Annotated in this window: 18 protein-coding genes and 1 pseudogene; 9 read left to right on the forward strand and 10 right to left on the reverse strand. The window is 39.3% G+C overall.

Going from position 1 to position 18,141, the window contains the following annotated elements:
* Positions 1-6: 6 nt before the first annotated feature.
* On the reverse strand, positions 7-1,032 hold the full coding sequence (locus F903_RS05660) for a methyltransferase (RefSeq protein WP_005195390.1): 1,026 nt from the start codon (positions 1,030-1,032) through the stop codon (positions 7-9).
* 61 nt (positions 1,033-1,093) lie between these two features.
* On the reverse strand, positions 1,094-2,452 hold the full coding sequence (locus F903_RS05665; RefSeq protein WP_005195391.1) for a uracil-xanthine permease family protein: 1,359 nt from the start codon (positions 2,450-2,452) through the stop codon (positions 1,094-1,096).
* Between the two features lie 177 nt (positions 2,453-2,629).
* Between F903_RS05665 and typA the strand changes: the two genes are divergently transcribed.
* The 3 genes from typA to F903_RS05680 all read left to right on the forward strand — a co-directional run bounded on the left by typA (position 2,630) and on the right by F903_RS05680 (position 5,635).
* A complete protein-coding gene (gene typA, locus F903_RS05670) occupies positions 2,630-4,465 on the forward strand; it encodes a translational GTPase TypA (protein ID WP_005195392.1) in 1,836 nt (611 codons plus the stop codon).
* 242 nt (positions 4,466-4,707) lie between these two features.
* Positions 4,708-5,142: a large conductance mechanosensitive channel protein MscL gene (gene mscL, locus F903_RS05675; RefSeq protein WP_004640655.1), complete on the forward strand. Its 435-nt coding sequence runs from the start codon at positions 4,708-4,710 to the stop codon at positions 5,140-5,142.
* Positions 5,143-5,302: 160 nt separating this feature from the next.
* On the forward strand, positions 5,303-5,635 hold the full coding sequence (locus F903_RS05680; protein ID WP_005195393.1) for a gamma-glutamylcyclotransferase family protein: 333 nt from the start codon (positions 5,303-5,305) through the stop codon (positions 5,633-5,635).
* A 45-nt stretch (positions 5,636-5,680) separates the two neighbouring features.
* Here the strand turns inward: F903_RS05680 and F903_RS16950 are convergent.
* Positions 5,681-5,806 (reverse strand): annotated as a pseudogene (locus tag F903_RS16950) (peptidylprolyl isomerase); the annotation flags it as partial.
* Positions 5,807-6,293: 487 nt separating this feature from the next.
* Here F903_RS16950 and F903_RS05685 point away from each other — a divergent pair.
* Positions 6,294-6,596 carry a hypothetical protein gene (locus tag F903_RS05685; protein WP_228128680.1) on the forward strand — a complete coding sequence of 101 codons (303 nt, stop codon included), beginning with the start codon at positions 6,294-6,296 and terminating at the stop codon, positions 6,594-6,596.
* Positions 6,597-6,640: 44 nt separating this feature from the next.
* Positions 6,641-8,056 carry a S8 family peptidase gene (locus F903_RS05690; protein ID WP_005195395.1) on the forward strand — a complete coding sequence of 472 codons (1,416 nt, stop codon included), beginning with the start codon at positions 6,641-6,643 and terminating at the stop codon, positions 8,054-8,056.
* A 204-nt stretch (positions 8,057-8,260) separates the two neighbouring features.
* Here F903_RS05690 and F903_RS05695 read toward each other — a convergent pair whose 3' ends face one another.
* Positions 8,261-8,539: a peptidylprolyl isomerase gene (locus tag F903_RS05695; protein WP_004669452.1), complete on the reverse strand. Its 279-nt coding sequence runs from the start codon at positions 8,537-8,539 to the stop codon at positions 8,261-8,263.
* A gap of 22 nt (positions 8,540-8,561) precedes the next feature.
* Complete coding sequence (gene mutM, locus F903_RS05700; protein ID WP_005195397.1) at positions 8,562-9,383, reverse strand: bifunctional DNA-formamidopyrimidine glycosylase/DNA-(apurinic or apyrimidinic site) lyase; 822 nt, start codon at positions 9,381-9,383, stop codon at positions 8,562-8,564.
* A gap of 208 nt (positions 9,384-9,591) precedes the next feature.
* Between mutM and F903_RS05705 the strand changes: the two genes are divergently transcribed.
* Positions 9,592-11,724, forward strand: a complete 2,133-nt coding sequence (locus F903_RS05705; protein WP_005195398.1) for a TonB-dependent receptor — start codon at positions 9,592-9,594, stop codon at positions 11,722-11,724.
* Positions 11,725-11,791: 67 nt separating this feature from the next.
* On the opposite strand, the gene F903_RS05710 is transcribed toward F903_RS05705, so the two are convergent.
* The 4 genes from F903_RS05710 to F903_RS05725 form a co-directional block, all read right to left on the reverse strand.
* The gene (locus F903_RS05710; RefSeq protein WP_005195399.1) at positions 11,792-12,595 is read right to left on the reverse strand and encodes a tetratricopeptide repeat protein; all 804 of its coding nucleotides are present in this window, start codon (positions 12,593-12,595) and stop codon (positions 11,792-11,794) included.
* Between the two features lie 248 nt (positions 12,596-12,843).
* Complete coding sequence (locus F903_RS16810) at positions 12,844-13,149, reverse strand: low molecular weight protein tyrosine phosphatase family protein (RefSeq protein WP_034594927.1); 306 nt, start codon at positions 13,147-13,149, stop codon at positions 12,844-12,846.
* Positions 13,150-13,182: 33 nt separating this feature from the next.
* Entirely contained in the window at positions 13,183-13,899 is a 717-nt protein-coding gene (locus F903_RS05720; RefSeq protein WP_005195400.1) for a DsbC family protein, read from the reverse strand.
* 129 nt (positions 13,900-14,028) lie between these two features.
* On the reverse strand, positions 14,029-14,751 hold the full coding sequence (locus F903_RS05725) for a CAF17-like 4Fe-4S cluster assembly/insertion protein YgfZ (RefSeq protein ID WP_005195401.1): 723 nt from the start codon (positions 14,749-14,751) through the stop codon (positions 14,029-14,031).
* A gap of 187 nt (positions 14,752-14,938) precedes the next feature.
* Between F903_RS05725 and F903_RS05730 the strand changes: the two genes are divergently transcribed.
* The 3 genes from F903_RS05730 (at position 14,939) to F903_RS05740 (ending at position 16,287) form a co-directional block, all read left to right on the forward strand.
* Positions 14,939-15,385: an SRPBCC family protein gene (locus F903_RS05730; RefSeq protein ID WP_005195402.1), complete on the forward strand. Its 447-nt coding sequence runs from the start codon at positions 14,939-14,941 to the stop codon at positions 15,383-15,385.
* A gap of 58 nt (positions 15,386-15,443) precedes the next feature.
* A complete protein-coding gene (locus tag F903_RS05735; RefSeq protein ID WP_004669437.1) occupies positions 15,444-15,788 on the forward strand; it encodes a zinc ribbon domain-containing protein YjdM in 345 nt (114 codons plus the stop codon).
* 163 nt (positions 15,789-15,951) lie between these two features.
* Positions 15,952-16,287 (forward strand): YegP family protein, encoded by a 336-nt coding sequence (locus F903_RS05740; RefSeq protein ID WP_005195403.1) that lies wholly within the window; start codon positions 15,952-15,954, stop codon positions 16,285-16,287.
* A 66-nt stretch (positions 16,288-16,353) separates the two neighbouring features.
* On the opposite strand, the gene F903_RS05745 is transcribed toward F903_RS05740, so the two are convergent.
* Positions 16,354-18,069 (reverse strand): proline--tRNA ligase, encoded by a 1,716-nt coding sequence (locus tag F903_RS05745; protein ID WP_005195410.1) that lies wholly within the window; start codon positions 18,067-18,069, stop codon positions 16,354-16,356.
* Positions 18,070-18,141 lie beyond the last annotated feature (72 nt).

The raw sequence follows: 18,141 nt of genomic DNA on the forward strand, positions 1-18,141 counted from the left end.
AATTCCTTAAACTTTATATTTCGCACTGGCATATAGAACCTTGAACCCTTGTTGGTCAGTTTTGATGACACATTGACCAAAGCTTTGTTCAATAAGTGGCTGATAATTCAAAAAACGATTTGCGACGATCCATAATTCACCTGAACGTTTTAGGTGTGATTTTGCAAGCTTGCATAGCGCTTCACTGGCATCGTAATCGGTATAGATTCCCTGATGGAAAGGCGGATTGCTGACAATCGCAGCCAAATCTTTGGGTGCATCACCAAAGCCTGTTACAGGTTGAAGGTGTAACTGATCTAAATTTAGCCCATTTCGCTGAAACGTCATTTCAGTTGACCGTAATGCAAATGCATCAATATCAAGCGCAAAAATTTGTTGCTGTGGATTTAGTTTGGCCAAATATGCACTAATAATCCCAGCACCGCAGCCAAAGTCGGCAATCTTACCCGATTTTACTTGATCAAGGTAAGGAACTAATACGGCCGTTCCAATATCCAAATGATCTTGGCTAAATACACCGGGCAGTGCGCAAACTTCTAAACGATCTTGATTCACTTGTACGGTATAGGTTTTTAACCAGTAATCTAGTGGTTTCAATTGTTCAGTTTTTTCAATTTTCATGTGCCAAAGTTGACAGTGACGCGCACTATCTAATTTCTGTGTTTGACCATACTGCTGTAATTGTTTTGCTGCACGTTCAACCCCACCTTTTTTCTCACCAACGAGAAAAACGTGCTGACCTTGCTGTAAATGGCTCACCACCACATGCAGAATATAGTTCAACAATTCCTTTGATTTAGGCACAAAAATAATGACTTGTTCAAAGACAGCTTGAGGAAATTCAACTGAGAAATGTGATGAAATTCCAGCATTTAAAAAGCCTTGATGCTCAGCAAAGTTCCAAGTCCATACAGATGCTTGTGCTTGGCTGGGTAGTTCTTTGGCGAGTTGATCATTCGGGGCATTAATCAATAAGATATGCCCATTTAAATAATCTTGTTGACGTAAGACGACTTCACTACGTGGATCCATATTGATCTCTCATCAAAACAAAACCCAGTCGTGAAACTGGGTAAGTGTCGAGGTTGGATGATTATTTATGCGTTTCAGGTAAAACTATATTTAAAATCAAAGCGGCAATACCGCCTGTTGCGACACCAGAGCTAAAAATATTTTTAAATAATTCGGGTAGGTGTTCAAGAATCTGTGGAACTTGTGCAACCCCTAGACCTAAAGCTAGAGAAATTGAAATGATTAACAAGGCACGACGATCCAAATGAATCCCTGACAGGATGTTGATGCCAGAAGCTGCAACAGCACCGAACATAACCATTACCGCGCCACCTAAAACAGCTTGAGGGACCGCTTGGATCACAGCTGAAACAGCAGGGAATAGCCCTAAAATGACCAGCAGAGCAGCAATCCAAAGACCCACATATCGACTCGCGACACCTGTGAGCTGAATCACCCCATTATTTTGGGCAAAAACTGAACTCGGGAAAGTATTGAAGATACCTGCTAAGAATGAATTTGCACCATTGACCAGTACGCCACCTTTAATTCGCTGCATCCAAATCGGACCATCAACGGGTTGATTTGAAATTTTACTGGTTGCAGTGACATCGCCAATCGCTTCAAGTGAAGTGACTAAATAAATAAATGCCATTGGAATAAATAAGCTCCAAGAAAAACTTAAACCAAAATGCATCGGGGTAGGAACTTGCACAAGCGGTGCATCATTTAAAACAGAAAAATCTAAATGCCCCATAAATCCTGCAAGAATATAACCGATCACCAAGGCGATCAAAATTGCTGAACTTTTCACCCAAATAATACGAATACGATTCAGCAAAATAATGATGCCAAGTACGGTACATGACATGATTAAATTATCAGCATTGGCGAATGTTTGATTCTGCATCGCGGTATAACCACCACCCATGCTAATCAAACCTTCTTTAATCAAGGTCAAACCAATCAGCAGAACCACGATACCCGTAACCAAAGGCGTAATCAGTTTTTTGACCCAAGGTAAAATGCGTGAAACACCCATTTCGATAAATGAACCTGCAATCACAACCCCGAAAATGGCAGCCATCACTTGTTCAACAGGCGTGCCAGCAGCCACCATTGCACTACCAATACCAATGATTGGACCAATAAAATTAAAACTTGTCCCCTGAACAATTAATAATCCCGCACCGAAAGGCCCTACTTTTTTACACTGTAAAAAAGTAGCAATGCCTGAAATGATGAGAGACATCGATAAAATCATATTGGTGTCTTCACGAGAGACACCAAGTGCGAGACAAATCAGTAATCCGGGGGTAATAATCGGGACTAAAATGGCTAAAAGATGTTGCAAAGCGGCTAAAAATGCAACAAAAGGTTTCGGGCGATCATTCAGCCCGTAAACAAGATCGAGCTGTTGCTGAGGTAGGGGTTTCGACATGGGAGCATAAAAAAGCGATAAGCATTAGTGGAATATTCTAATAGAGTTGGACTATTTTACCAACGATTCGATTGCAATTCGTCAGAAAAAAAGTTGTCTGTCAATAAACTGTCACTACTAAAGCGTAATATTTTTCTGTATAATTTGCCCTCAAATTTAAAGCGTATTGAATTATACATGTCAGATATTAAAACTCTCCGTAACATTGCCATTATTGCGCACGTCGATCATGGTAAAACGACTCTTGTAGACAAACTTTTACAACAATCAGGTGCTCTTGGTGATCGCGCAGGCGAGATTGAACGTGTTATGGATTCTAACGCGCTTGAGTCTGAACGTGGTATTACCATTCTTGCAAAAAATACTGCAATCAAATGGTTAGATGCACGCACAAACACTGAGTATCGCATCAACATCGTTGACACCCCGGGACACGCCGATTTCGGTGGTGAAGTAGAACGTGTCTTGTCGATGGTCGATTGCGTATTACTTTTGGTTGATGCACAAGAAGGTCCAATGCCACAAACTCGTTTTGTGACACAAAAAGCCTTTGCGCGTGGTTTGAAGCCAATCGTGATTATCAACAAAGTTGACAAGCCAAGCGCACGTTGTGACTGGGTTATCGATCAAGTATTTGATTTATTTGATAACCTTGGTGGTTCTGACGAACAGTTAGACTTCCCAATCGTTTATGCATCAGGTCTTCGTGGTGTTGCTGGTCCTTCACCTGAAGAACTTGCTGACGATATGACGCCATTGTTCCAAACCGTTGTAGATATCGTTGAGCCACCAGCAGTAGATGTTGATGGTCCATTCCAAATGCAGATTTCTTCACTTGACTATAACAGTTTTGTTGGTGTAATCGGTGTTGGTCGTATTCAACGTGGTTCAGTTAAATTGAACACACAAGTAACTGTAATCGATAAAGAAGGTAAGACGCGTAATGGTCGTATCTTAAAAATTATGGGTTACCATGGTTTAGAACGTGTTGATATTACCGAAGCAAACGCTGGTGACATCGTTTGTGTAACTGGTATCGATGCACTTAACATTTCTGACACCATTTGTGATCCGAAAGCGGTTGAAGCTTTACCACCATTGTCTGTCGATGAACCAACTGTTTCGATGACATTCCAAGTAAACAATTCACCGTTTGCTGGTAAAGAAGGTAAGTTTGTAACATCACGTAACATTCGTGAACGTCTTGATCGTGAATTGATTCATAACGTTGCACTTCGTGTAGAAGATACTGACAGTCCAGACCGTTTCAAAGTGTCTGGTCGTGGTGAGCTTCATCTTTCTGTATTGATCGAAAACATGCGTCGTGAAGGCTTTGAAATGGGCGTATCACGTCCACAAGTGATCATGAAAGAAATCGATGGTGTGAAACACGAGCCATTCGAAAACGTGACTTTTGACGTTGAAGAACAGCATCAAGGTTTCGTTATGGAACAAATGGGTTTCCGTAAAGGCGAAATGACCAATATGGAAGTTGACGGCAAAGGTCGTATGCGTATTGAGGCAACTGTTCCTTCACGCGGTTTGATTGGTTTCCGTTCAGAATACCTAACCATGACTTCTGGTACGGGTATCATGACGTCAAGCTTCTCGCATTATGGTCCTGCAAAACAAGGTACTGTCGCACAACGTCAAAACGGTGTTCTAGTTTCTATGGTTCAAGGCGTATGCTTGGGCTATGCATTGTTCACATTGCAAGACCGTGGTCGTTTATTTGCTAAACCACAGTTAGAAGTTTATGAAGGTATGATCGTAGGTATTAACTCACGTTCTGACGACATGGCTGTTAACCCGACTAAAGCGAAACAGTTAACCAACGTACGTGCATCTGGTACAGACGAAGCGTTAACCTTAGTTCCTGCAATTGAATTCACGCTTGAACAGGCACTTGAATTCATTGAAGATGATGAATTAGTTGAAGTAACACCTAAATCTATTCGTATTCGTAAACGTTATCTTACTGAAGGCGAACGTAAGCGTAACCGTGGTAAATAATTTTTTTAACAGAAAAGTGAAAAACCGCTAAATTTATTTAGCGGTTTTTTATTGCAAAACATAAAACAACGAGCGTGCTTAAATTCATCTTTTTATTAAAATAAAATATGTTGTTAAAGTGTGAAATAACTTTCATTTTTTTGAAAAAATATTAAATTATCAACTATATGGCTGGTCGCTGTGCCTGTGTAATAAACAATGCAAAAACAGGGCACGACAAAATTCAACTCTGGAGAGTTAAGATGAGTATTATTCAAGAATTTAAAGAATTTGCTGTAAAAGGCAATGTAATGGATCTCGCCATTGGTGTGATCATCGGTGGGGCTTTTGGTAAAATCATTGATTCAATGGTCAAAGATCTTTTGATGCCAATTATCTCATGGATATTGGGTGGCGATGTCGACTACACCAACTGGTTTGTCGTATTGGGAGATAACCCGAATAGTATTAGTAATCTTGCAGCAGCCCAAGAAGCCGGTTTAAATGTGTTTGCGTATGGTAATTTCATTACAGTATTGATTAACTTCTTATTATTGGCATGGGTGGTTTTCTTATTAGTTAAGGTGATGAACCGTCTACGCAAACAAGAAGAAGCTGCACCAGCAGAACCAGCGCCAACACCAGAAGATGTTCAATTGTTACGTGAAATTCGTGATGAGCTAAAAAAACAGGGCTAAATTAGCTTTAAACAAAAAACGGCACTTAAGATGCCGTTTTTTATGGCTATTCGTTTCGGGGAGAGCTGGCGATATAGATTTGATGGTCATTTAAGCATCTAGGAAAATAGCCAACTTCATTCTAAGATGCTATGCAAATATGAGGGAGAAAGAGACAAAAATGAATCGATTGTTCGTCTACGGTACTTTATGTCCAAATCGAGAAAATGCGCATATTCTCGGTGGAATTGGGGGAGACTGGCAGCAAGCCTTTGTGCATGGCACAGTACATATTTTAGATTGGGGACCAGATAAAGGCTTACCTGCAATTGTATTAAACCAAAAAGATGCTTTGGTAGCAGGCTACTTATTTAGCACTGAAAAATTACAAGAAAATTGGCAAATGCTGGACGATTTTGAAGGAATGCAATACCAACGGGTACAGACTGAAGTATATCTAATTTCGGGTGAAAGAATACTGGCATGGACCTATGTGATGAAAGCGCAAGACTGAAAATTATTTCAGTTTCTGGGTGCTTAAATTTAAGCCCAATTCTGATTACCTCACCCCATCCATACGGAATTTGATTTCGATCAAGTGGAAACCAAACTGACTTTTAATCGGACCATGTAAGACGCGTTCAGCAGCACTGAAAACCAGTTTATCTATAACAGGAACAAGCTTCCTTTTTTGACTTCGCCTAACTCGCCACCACGTTTGGCTGAATTACAGGTTGAATATTTATTGTTTGGTAACTTTTGAAAAATCAGCACCCGAATGAATGCGTTTTTTCAATTGCTTAGCCATATCTTTATCTTTGACTAAAATATGTCAAATAATAGTTGTTGGTATGAGGTTGAGAGTGCGCCAATATACTTGAAAAATCATCTAGTTTGCCGACCTGCTTATTATAAAAATTTTTCTAAGAAAAATGGGCTATTTTTTACGTTATAACATTTCAAATTTAAAAATAAATTTTTTTTGTAATTTTGATTAATTTAAATCAAAGAAAGAAAATCTTTTGTGAGGGCATTCACATTAATAATTTATGTCATATCTAGACAATAAATGGCAGTCGCTGTTTAATTTTTAACTATTGATTGCGTACGGATTGTAAACGCAATTTAATTCAAGCAAATAAATAGAAGTGAACAGAGCTATGAATAATAAGATGAAAGTTATCTTAAGTATTGTCATTATGTTTGGTTTGGTGATTGCACTGGTTGTTTATTTTAAACCAACTAACGAAACGTCAGTTTCGGTCAATATGTATCCAATAGATACAACATCACAAAGTGCTCCAAACGATCAAAATGCCTTCGCAAGTCATCCAACTCAGTTAGCTTCTAATGTTGAACAGGCTGCCACTAGTACTTCGGGTGACAATGAGTTGGTTGATACTAAAAGTGATATGAGCATTCAACCGATTGATCCAGAAACCGATGTAGGCAACCAAATTATTGAACCAAATTGATCAACATAATTTGTTAAAACAAGCAAAAAAAAAGGAAAATGTTTATGATTTACAAAAAGATTCTGTTAGCGCTATGCATGGGGTTATCGTTTGGGGCTAGTAATGTACAAGCGCAAATTTCACCGCAGGCTGCAAATGCGCAATTGAGTAATGCTGCTAAACAAAAAATTCAACAGGGTAAAATTGACATCAATGCATTATTACAAAATGCATCGAATGACCTGATTATTGAATATTATAACGATGCAGACCAAAATTTGACTGCGGCACAGTTAAGGAAGTATTTCCAACAACAAAAACAAATGATATCTAATCAATTTGCACAACAAAACTCGGGTGTTCAGTTGTTGCGTGATTACAATGCCTTACCTATTAGTTTTTATCGTATACAAAATCGTAATGCGTTGGTGAATTTATTAAATAATCCAAATGTCAAAGCGGTCTATCCGAACCGTGTATCCAAAGCCACATTGTCACAGAGTTTAAACCAAATTGGTCAACCTGTAGCCAAAAATAAAGGCTTTACAGGTGCGGGTACAACAGTTGCAGTTTTAGATACAGGTGCAAATTATAGACATCCCGATCTAGGAAGTTGTACTGCACCTGGCACGCCAGCTAGTTGTCGAGTCAGCTATGCACTTGATTTTGCACCAGAAGATAACTCATTGGATGACAATGGTCATGGTTCAAATGTATCTTCAATTGTTGCTGGTGTTGCATCTGAGGCTAAAATTGTTGCTCTTGATGTATTTCGTGGCGGAAGTGCCTATGATAGCGATATTATTTCGGCTTTAAACTGGGTGACGAATCAAGCGGAAACTCTCAATATCAAGTCGGCTAACTTGAGTTTGGGTAATTCAACAAGATATTCATCAACTTGTACTTCTTCATCGTTGACTAATTCATTCCAAAAATTACGTAATGCGGGCGTAATCCCTGTGGTTGCTTCTGGTAATGATGCTTATACCAATGGTATCTCATATCCAGCATGCACAGCTGGTGCAGTCAGTGTTGGCGCTGTTTATGATGCAAATGTTGGAGGACGGGGTTATCAAAATTGCTCAGATCAGTCGACCTATATGGATAAAGTAACTTGCTTCAGTAATAGTGCATCAAATTTAACTTTATTGGCGCCAGGAGCACCGATTACGGCAGGGGGGTATACCCAAAGTGGTACATCCATGGCAGCTCCACATGTTGCGGGCGCAGTTGCTGTGTTGCTTGCAAATAATGCCTTACCAAATGCTAGCTTAGATGACATTGTAAACCGTTTGAAGAATACAGGAACATTGGTGACCGATCATCGTACGAATCAACGTTTTCCACGTCTGAACTTGAGTGCAGCAGTTGATGGTTTAACATCTTCAACACCAACACCAACACCAACACCAACACCAACACCAGCACCAAAGCAGGTGTGTACTAACTATTTCTTCTTTACAATCTGCCAGTATGTATAAATTGAACGAAGTGAAATAGTTGAATGAGTGGCAACTGATATTTTATAAGTTGCCATTTTTTATGGATTCTTTTGCCAAACTTTACAAGTTCTTTAAACTTGCTTTGAATCGATTGCTTATGGCGATACTACTGCAATTGTTCTTTCGGTTAGCCGAGAGTAAAGCATTACACAAGCCTTTGTGTTTTTAGAATTGGTTATTGATTCACATTCTAAATTTGATTTCGATCAAGTGGAAACCAAACTGACTTTTAATCGGACCATGTAAGACGCGTTCAGCAGCGCTGAAAACCAGTTTATCTATAACAGGAACAAGCTGTCCTTTTTTGACTTCGCCTAACTCGCCACCACGTTTGGCTGAATTACAGGTTGAATATTGCTTCGCAATTTTTGAAAAATCAGCACCAGAATGGATACGTTTTTTCAATTGTTCAGCCATGTCTTTATCTTTGACTAAGATATGTCGAACAATAGCAGTTTTCATGCGCTGTTCTCCTTTAAAAAAACTATGCTTTTTTCAGTTTCAATGGTTGGCATTGTGGGCAAAAAACACTTGCACGTTGTCCCAGTTTTAGGTTCTCTAAGGTCGTCTCACAGTTAACACACATCTCGCCAGCTCGACCATATGCCAAAAGGGTTTGTTGAAAATAACCATTTTCACCCATCGCATTGCTATAGTCACGTAAAGTCGAACCACCTAAATCAATGGCTTGTTGCAAGATTCGTTTGACTTCAATCACCAACTTTTCCACTTGAACTTTGGTTAAGGTTGACGCAGGTTGTGCTGGATGAACGCCGATATTAAATAGGCTTTCAGTCGCATAAATATTGCCTACACCGACCACGATATGATTATCCATTAAAGCAATTTTAATGCCGACATTTTTTTTGCTTAGTTTTTCTAAAAGATATGACGAATTAAAATCATCACTTAACGGCTCGGGGCCAAGTGTGTCAATGAGCTTAGTTTGATTGTTTTGATCTAACCAAAGAATACAGCCAAAGCGACGAGGATCATGATAGCGGAGCTGAAAATCTTCAAAATCAATCACCAGATGGTCGTGTTTTCTTAGTTCATCGCTCGGCTGACACAAACGAAAACTTCCAGACATACCCAGATGCCAAAGCATTTGATCATGTTCAAACTCAGCTAAAATATACTTGGAGCGCCGTAAAAGGTGTATTAGGCGTTGGCCAACCAGCTTATCAATATCATCAGGTATCGCCCAACGTAAACTGGCATTCCAGACTTTCACGGCTTGGACGCGCTGTTCCAATAAAGGTAACAGGCTGGTTTTGGTGGTTTCAACTTCAGGAAGTTCGGGCATAATAAGATCAAGTTGTTTCAACAACAATACAATGAGGGTAAATGTTTAACTTACAATTATGTCGATATTTAATTTTATTTGCCAATATAGATCAGTAACAGCTTTGACTGATTTAGCTAAAATTAATGATATTCAGATAATTATAAAATAAATAGCGGCTTACTTTTAAAAATCATCGTTTCAATTTTTTGAGAAATAAGGAATCTTCATGCCTTTCTGGAAAATTAATCTGTTATACGGTTGTGTCGCAATGAGTATGGGGCTAAACAGTTCCTTACTATGGGCAGTCGAGCCTGATACTCAGAAGCCTGTGCAACTTCCAACGATTAAAGTCGAAGCTACACGTACAGATACAAGCTATCTACAGACACCCGCTTCGGTATTTCGCGTTGATGCACCTGAGCAAATACGGTCTGCACAGGTCAATCTAACTGAACTTGTGAAAGGAATTCCAAGCTTACAACTCAATAACCGTGAGAACTATGCGCAAGATTTACAGCTATCAATGCGTGGATTTGGTGCACGTTCTACTTTTGGTGTGCGAGGAATTCGTCTTTATGCCGATGGTATTCCTGCAACGATGCCTGATGGACAGGGGCAAACCTCGAATATTGATTTGAGTAGTTTAGATCACCTTGAAGTTTTGACGGGACCATTTTCCTCCCTTTATGGGAACTCCTCTGGTGGGACGATCTTGACAACGACCAAAGAGGGACAGGGTAAAGATTCAATCGAAATGAGCTATGCGGGTGGTAGTCACAATAAAAATCGTGCAGGTTTAGTTCTCCAAGGCGGTTCAAAACATGCCAATGAACCGAGTTATGTGATTAGCTCATCATATTTTGATACTGATGGCTATCGTGATCATAGTGATGCACGTAAGGTGCTCAACAATGCCAAGCTGACATGGGATCTTGACGATGGTTCGAAGATTAATTGGATCACCAATTACGTCAAAATTCATGCAAACGACCCTCAAGGATTGAATAAAACTCAGTGGCAGCAAAATCCTCGTCAAGTTAATGATGCCAATAATACCTATGATGTACGCAAAGATATTGAACAAACTCAAACTGGGGTGACATGGTCGAAGCCAATTAATGATCAGCATGAGTTATATGTGATGGGGTATTGGGGCAATCGTCAGGTAACACAATATCAGTCTATACCTGCATCAGCTCAAGCCAATCCACGTCATGCCGGTGGGGTGATTGATTTCGATCGTAATTATTATGGTGCTGATTTCCGTTGGACTGGAAAAGAGTTGCTACCAAATACGAGCATCAGTCTTGGAGTTGCACTTGATAGCATGGATGAAGATCGTAAAGGCTATGAAAACTTTGTCTTAATGAGTAATCAGCCAAGTTATGGTGTGAAAGGTAATTTACATCGTAACGAAGACAATAGCTTATGGAATATCGATCCTTATTTACAAGCATCGTGGCAGTTTTTACCGACATGGCGAGTCGATACGGGCCTTCGTTATAGTAATGTACATTACAAATCTAAAGACCATTACATTTCTGGTGTAAACGGTGATGATAGTGGCAAACATGATTATTCTAAGCTACTTCCATCCATTGCATTAAGTTGGCAAGTTATTCCTGAACTTTTGGCTTATGTCAGTTATGCCAAAGGTTTTGAAACACCTACATTTACTGAAATGGCTTATCGCCCTGATGGTGTAGGCGGTTTTAATTTTGATCTTGATGCATCGAGCAGTGATACCTATGAGCTTGGCTTAAAATCACAAAATCAACTTGGTGATTTTACTTTGGCTGTTTTCCAAACCAAGACCAAAGACGACATTGTCTCCGCAGGCGCAAGCAATGGACGCACGACCTTTCGTAACGCTGATAAGACCTTGCGTGAAGGGATTGAGTTGACATGGAACAAAGCACTTTGGCGTGATTTGGTGGCTAATGCCAGTTATGGTTATTTAGATGCAACTTTTGATTCAACGGTTCCTGCTGTTGGCTCTGTAGCAGAAATTGCCTCAGGAAATCTGATTCCTGGTATTGCGAAGCAACGTGCTTATGCAGCGGTGGCATGGAAACCAAACACTGGTTTTTATGGTGGGGTCGATGCGCAGTATAATGACAAAATTTATGTGAATGATACCAACACTGAAGCAGCGCCAAGTTATACCACTGTTTCAGCCTACACAGGCTATCTCTGGACATTGAATGATTGGAACGTCAATGCGTATGCGCGAGTCGATAATATGTTGGATAAAAATTACGTCGGTTCAGTGATTGTAAATGATGGCAATGGACGCTTCTATGAACCTGCGGATGGGCGCAATTGGGGTGCTGGGATTAAAGTCACTAAACAGTTTTAATCTGTTGACCACCACCAAATATCTGCTAGAAAAGTCGATATTTGGTGGTTACGGGTAAAATAAAATACTACGGTTTTGAAGCTTTGGCTTGTTGTTCTTTGGCTTTTATAATCTGTTCTACTTTTGCCAAAGATTCTTTGGCTTGAGGGATGTCCTGTCTCGCCAGTTCTGTAAAAATCTTTTTCGCCTCTGGTAAGTTTTGTTGAAGAATATCGCCATTCGCCAGCATATTACCTAGTGCCATTAATGATGGTGCATAGCCTTTTTCGGCAAGGGATTGAATCATTTTGATTGCTTGTTGACGCATCGCAGGATTCTTGTTTTTATCACTTTGCGCTAAATCATATAAAGCCCTAATGTGTATAGCAGGATAGTAGTTTTTTTGAATCAATGGTCTGAGTTGGCGAATCGCAATTTGGTCTATTTCTGGTTTGCCTTGGGCAAATAATAGTGTTGCGATTTCCACGATTGCTTCGTCAGAACCTTGTTTTGATGCTCTATCTAAATACTCTTTGAATTTTGGCGTATTCGGTGTAATACCCAATCCACCATGACGATAAAGTTGCGCTAAGGTGAAACTAGCTTTGCCGTAGCCTTTATTTGAAGCATCTTGGTAATATTGCAAAGCTCTTTTTTCATCTTTAGTCGTTCCTTGTCCATTCTGGGTCATGTAGCCAAGATTGTAGATGGCTTGAGCATTGCCTGACTCTGCGAGACGTTGCATTTCTGCGAATGCAGCAGGGTAGTTTTTTGCTTCATACAGTTGGGTTGCTTTTGCAAAAACATCTGTTTTGGCTGAAGCTTTGCTGTCTGCTGCTAGTGTGGCGTGGCTTGCAACAATCATTAAACTGGCTATAAGCAACTTTTTCATTTTTCTTTCCCTTCGCATCGATCTGCTTTAATCCGTTGTATAGCAGAATATTTTGTTGATGTGCACATCATAAAAGTTTGGTAAAAAATGTAAATGATGATTTTGTATATATCATGCCCGAATAATACCTTTAATTTTTGACTGTTTTTAAATAAAAGTTTATGGAAACAATGGGATATATTTTTATTTTGCAGAATTCTTGTGGAGGATTTATGGAGAGAAAATGAATGAGGAAATAAACGCTAACGTTATGCTATATAAGGCTGCATCGTGAGTTGTAGCAATTCAATTAGATCAGAATCCATATATTGATAATTATCAGGGATATCTAAAACAAACACTTTCTTATTCATGAGCTGTTTAGAGAATTTCACTTTAATTTGTTGCTTATGTCGTATTTCCATCACAAAGATTTGATCAGCCCAAAGTATATCTTTGAGCGAAATTGTATGTTTAGCGTGGCGGCTGGTACCAGCTGATCGGGTATGGAGACCATACCCTTGTGCAAAGATGCGTTCAGCAGTTGGACTACGCGATTGATTACGACTACAGATGAATAAAACGTCCGATCAAATAGTAAATCAATTCTAATACTCATTCATAAATTCTTCTAAATCTTCTAGTTCAGGGATACCTACAGCTCTATGACCTTTGGAATTAAATAAAGTTGGTGTATGTTTAATTTGATAGTTTTTAGTAATTTCCATATTTTTATCGATAGGTTGATTACAGGAATTTTCTCTTTTGTTCGGTTTTATATTATTGAGTAAATAAAGTTTCCAGGTCTTAACTGGATCCTTTGAACACCAAATATTTTTAGAGGTTTCTACCGCCGTTGGATGTAAATGAGTTAATCCCATAGGGAATGTATAGATTGTTACATTGTCAACTTTTTCAAGTTCACTCTGTAGGACTCTGCATGCGGGACAGTCTGGGTCAGCAAAAACATATAGAATTCTTTTACCATTCCCCTTAACTTCTTTTAATGCGTTTGCAAGAGGTAGTTGTTTAGGGTTGATAGCATAATGTTTTTGATAGTTAATTGGGGCGATATTCTGCATATTTTCAAGATCATAAATATTACCATGAATCAGATATCGACCTGAAGCATCAATGAATGTTGACCCTCTGGGGTTTGAAAGACTATATAAGTTAGAAATAGGTGTTTTATCGATATAGTCTGGCTTTAATTCACTAGGAAGTTGTTTTACACGTTGATTAATTTGCTCTGTATTAGCAAAAATTACTTGCGAATTTAATGAGGTCAATAAAGTAATAATTAAGAGGTATTTGAGTGTATACACAGAAGTTTCCTATAAAATAAAGTCAAAATATAATTAGTTCATTTTTTAATAAGTATAGTGCTAATTTAATTTTTTAGGTTGTTTTATAAATAATTAAAAAGCCCTACTAATAGGGCTTTTTAAGCGCTCTTATTGTGGTCTCGCCACATCACCACTTAGTGCTTCTGGCAAGTCCAACACTGTCAAATCAAACTCTTCTAGAGCAGCTGGTTTTGCCACCACAAGTGCTAAATAACCATCTTCAATGGCAACACTATTAACCACTTCTATATCTTTAGTGATTTGAGCCGCAGAAGAGGGAGCTTCACCTTTTCCTTGAATTAAATGTAACCAGTGTTTAGGTTTTGCTTTAAACCAAAGGCGCGCCACAATTTCCTGTCCCAAGTAACATCCCTTATCAAAATGTACGCCGTCACGTTGATGTAGGCGTAATTCTTGTGGTTGAAACACATGTTCTGTTGTCTGAGTAATCCAAGCTTGTCCAGACTGAATAGCCTGTAATTGCCAAGTCTTTACATCGGTTTCTGTCTGAGAGAACTCAGTTTGATGTCCAACAATATTTGGAAAAACTTGACCAATTTCTTCTAATTTCATTTTTGAAAAAGCACCAAACTTTTTGATATGTTTGGAAAACTCTTCTGCTTGATCTTGTGTGATGACAAGTTCAAAACTTTCTGGATTTAATTTTTTAATCCATAAACCAAAATGAATACGCCCTTTTAAATCACAAATAGCAGTGTATCGACTTTCATTCTCTGGTAAACGTTCAGTGTGAACAGTTACCTGACCCTGTAAAAATTTTTGTGCATCTATACCATTTAAGCTAAAAGCAGTAAAAGCAAGCTGACTCATAGATCGATCCTAAAGCTGCGTTTTGGTCACTAAAATATGGACTGTTATTTTGCGCCATTTTTCACAAAAAAGCAGCTTTTGATTGTTGATATTCATGTTGAAATAAGAGATTAGAAATATCGCAATGACGATATAGATTGCGATACTCAACCTGCAAGTAAAATAATAGCCACAATGGAGAATAACGATGCCAGGCACAGTACGATTACATCGCGTATTTAATGCGCCCCCTGAACGTGTTTTTAAAGCCTTCTTAGATCCAGATGCGTTAGTCAAATGGATGGCACCTCATGGATTTACCGCTAAAGTGCATCACTTAGATCCACAAGTTGGCGGTACTTATAAAATGTCGTTTACGAATTTTTCTACAGGGAGCATGCACTCATTTAGTGGAAAGTATATCGAAATTGTTCAAAATGAACTGCTTCGCTATACGGATCAGTTCGATGATCCTCATCTGACAGGTGAGATCCAAATGACCATTCAACTCAAACCTGTGCTTGTGGGTACAGAGGTGAATATTACCCAAGAGGGACTACCAGATGTTATCCCTGTTGAAGCTTGTTATTTGGGGTGGCAAGAGTCACTTCATTTGTTGGGTTTGTTGATTCAAGCTGAAATCCCAGATCAATAAGCGGTTTAATTTTGAAAAATGGCCTCTATCGCTCATAATAAGACTTTTGAGATTTTTTATGTCTTTTCCAAATTGCCCACAATGCCAATCAGAATATACTTACCAAGATGGCGAACTCCTTATTTGTCCTGAATGTTCACATGAATGGAAAGAAGGTGATAGTCTAGCTTCAGAAGCACAAGAAATTATTAAAGATGCCAACGGTAATGTTTTGGTTGACGGTGATAGCGTTACGGTCATTAAAGATTTAAAAATTAAAGGTTCATCATCAGTTGTTAAAGTTGGTACAAAGGTTAAATCAATTCGCCTGGTCGCTGATGCGAGTGATGGCCATAATATTGATTGTAAAATTGATGGTGTTGGTGCAATGAAGCTTAAATCTGAGTTTGTTAAAAAGGTTTAATTCCAACCATCTTATCTAGGAGCATGCAAATGCTCCTTTTTTATGTCAAAAGTGAATTTTAAGCTACCAAAATTGAACAAAAAACAATCTACTTAAACCGTTGTGACTGATTTATATTATGGAAGAAACAAAACAATATGAATTCCAATAATAGAGGTTATTTATGGCTGGATGGTTTGAGGTGAGTCGGGCAAGCGATGGGCAATATCGTTTTGTCTTGAAAGCGGGAAATGGTGAAGTCATTTTAAATAGTGAATTATACAAGACCAAGGCATCGGCATTGAATGGGATTGCATCAGTGCAAAAGAATAGCCCAGATGATGCTCATTATGAGCGATTAACGTCAAAAAATGATAAAGCTTATTTTAATTTAAAGGCTGCAAATCATCAGGTGATTGGAACCAGTCAGCTTTATGCCAGTGAGCAATCTCGAGATAAAGGAATCGATTCAGTCAAAAATAATGGTCCGTCGGAAAAACTTAAAGACTTAACGGTTTAAATTTCCCAATCCCCAATAAAGAAGCCGTTTCATTGAAACGGCTTCTTTGATTTCTATGGACTAATATTAGCGGGTCAGTTTTGCCAATAAATCATCTTTACTAAGGTTGCTTGCTTCTGCATCACGACGGCCTTTGTACTCGAAGATACCCGCATCTAAGCCTTTTTCACCAATCACAATACGATGAGGGATACCCATCAATTCAAGATCAGAGAATTTAACCCCTGGGCGTTCATTACGATCATCAAGGAGTACATCATAACCTTGTGCTTGTAACTCTGCATAAAGTGCTTCAGCAGCTTCTACGGTGCGCGGTGATTTATGTGCATTCATTGGAACGATTGCGATGTCAAAAGGTGCAATCGCTTGAGGCCAAATGATGCCTTTGTCATCGTAATTCTGCTCAATGGCAGCAGCAATCACACGTGTAACCCCTATGCCATAACAACCCATGGTGACGGTAAATGGTTTGCCATCTTCACCAAGCACTTTGCAGCCTAAAGCTTCTGAATATTTTGTACCGAGTTGGAAGATATGACCGACTTCAATACCGCGTTTGATTTGCAGTGTGCCTTTACCATCTGGAGATGGATCACCCTCTACGACATTACGAAGGTCAAATACTTCAGTGAATTCCGCGTCACGATCCCAGTTCACGCCAGTGGCATGTTTATCCACTTCATTTGCACCAGCAACAAAGTCAGCCAGTATTGATGCAGCACGATCTACAATCACCGTTAAACCTTTTTCAACTAAGCCTTGAGGACCACAGAAACCTGCGATTAAACCGTGTTGCTGTAGTTGTTCGTCAGTTGCAAATGTCAAAGGTGCAGCAATAAGTGGATGTTTTTCAGCCTTGATATCATTTAGTTCGTGATCGCCACGTAAGAATAAGGCAACAACAGGTATATTGCCTTTCTCATCTGCAATCCCTTGTACCAGCAATGCTTTTACCGATTGTTTCGCATCAGCATTTAAGAATGCACAAACATCTGCAATGGTTTTTTGATCTGGTGTATCGACCAATGCAAAAGCTTGCGTAGCAGGTGCGCGTTCACCAACTAAAACAGCTTCAGCCATTTCTACGTTAGCTGCATAGTCTGACTCAGTTGAGAATGCAATATCGTCTTCACCACTGGCTGCAAGTACATGGAACTCATGAGAGGCTGAGCCACCAATCGAACCAGTATCCGCTTGTACTGGACGGAAGTCCAAACCAAGACGAGTGAAGATGCGACTATAAGTGTCATACATCACGTCATACGTTTCTTGCAAAGATGCTTGATTCGCATGGAAAGAGTAAGCATCTTTCATGATGAATTCACGTGAACGCATCACACCGAAACGTGGACGAATTTCATCACGGAATTTGGTTTGAATTTGATAAAAATTCAATGGTAGTTGCTTATAGCTTTTTAATTCATTTCGCGCTAAATCGGTGATGACTTCTTCATGCGTAGGGCCTAAAACAAAATCATTGTTATGACGATCTTTGAAACGCAATAATTCTGGGCCGTATTGTTCAAAGCGACCTGATTCTTCCCAAAGCGCGGCAGGTTGCGTCACAGGCATATAAACTTCTAATGCGCCTGAACGGTTCATTTCTTCACGAACAATCGCATCGACTTTCTTTAGTACACGCGTTCCCATGGGCAACCAAGAGTATAAACCAGAAGCTAATTTACGAATCATCCCCGCACGTAACATGAGCTGGTGTGAAATGACTTCAGCATCATTTGGGGTTTCTCTTAACGTTGCAAATAAAAAGCGGCTTGCGCGCATGGAAACTGTCCTAAAGTTAAGTGTTATAAAAAAAGCCAATAAGAATGGATGAAATAATACACCCACTTTTCA

This window comes from Acinetobacter sp. NIPH 298 (genome assembly GCF_000369505.1).
Lineage (GTDB): Bacteria > Pseudomonadota > Gammaproteobacteria > Pseudomonadales > Moraxellaceae > Acinetobacter.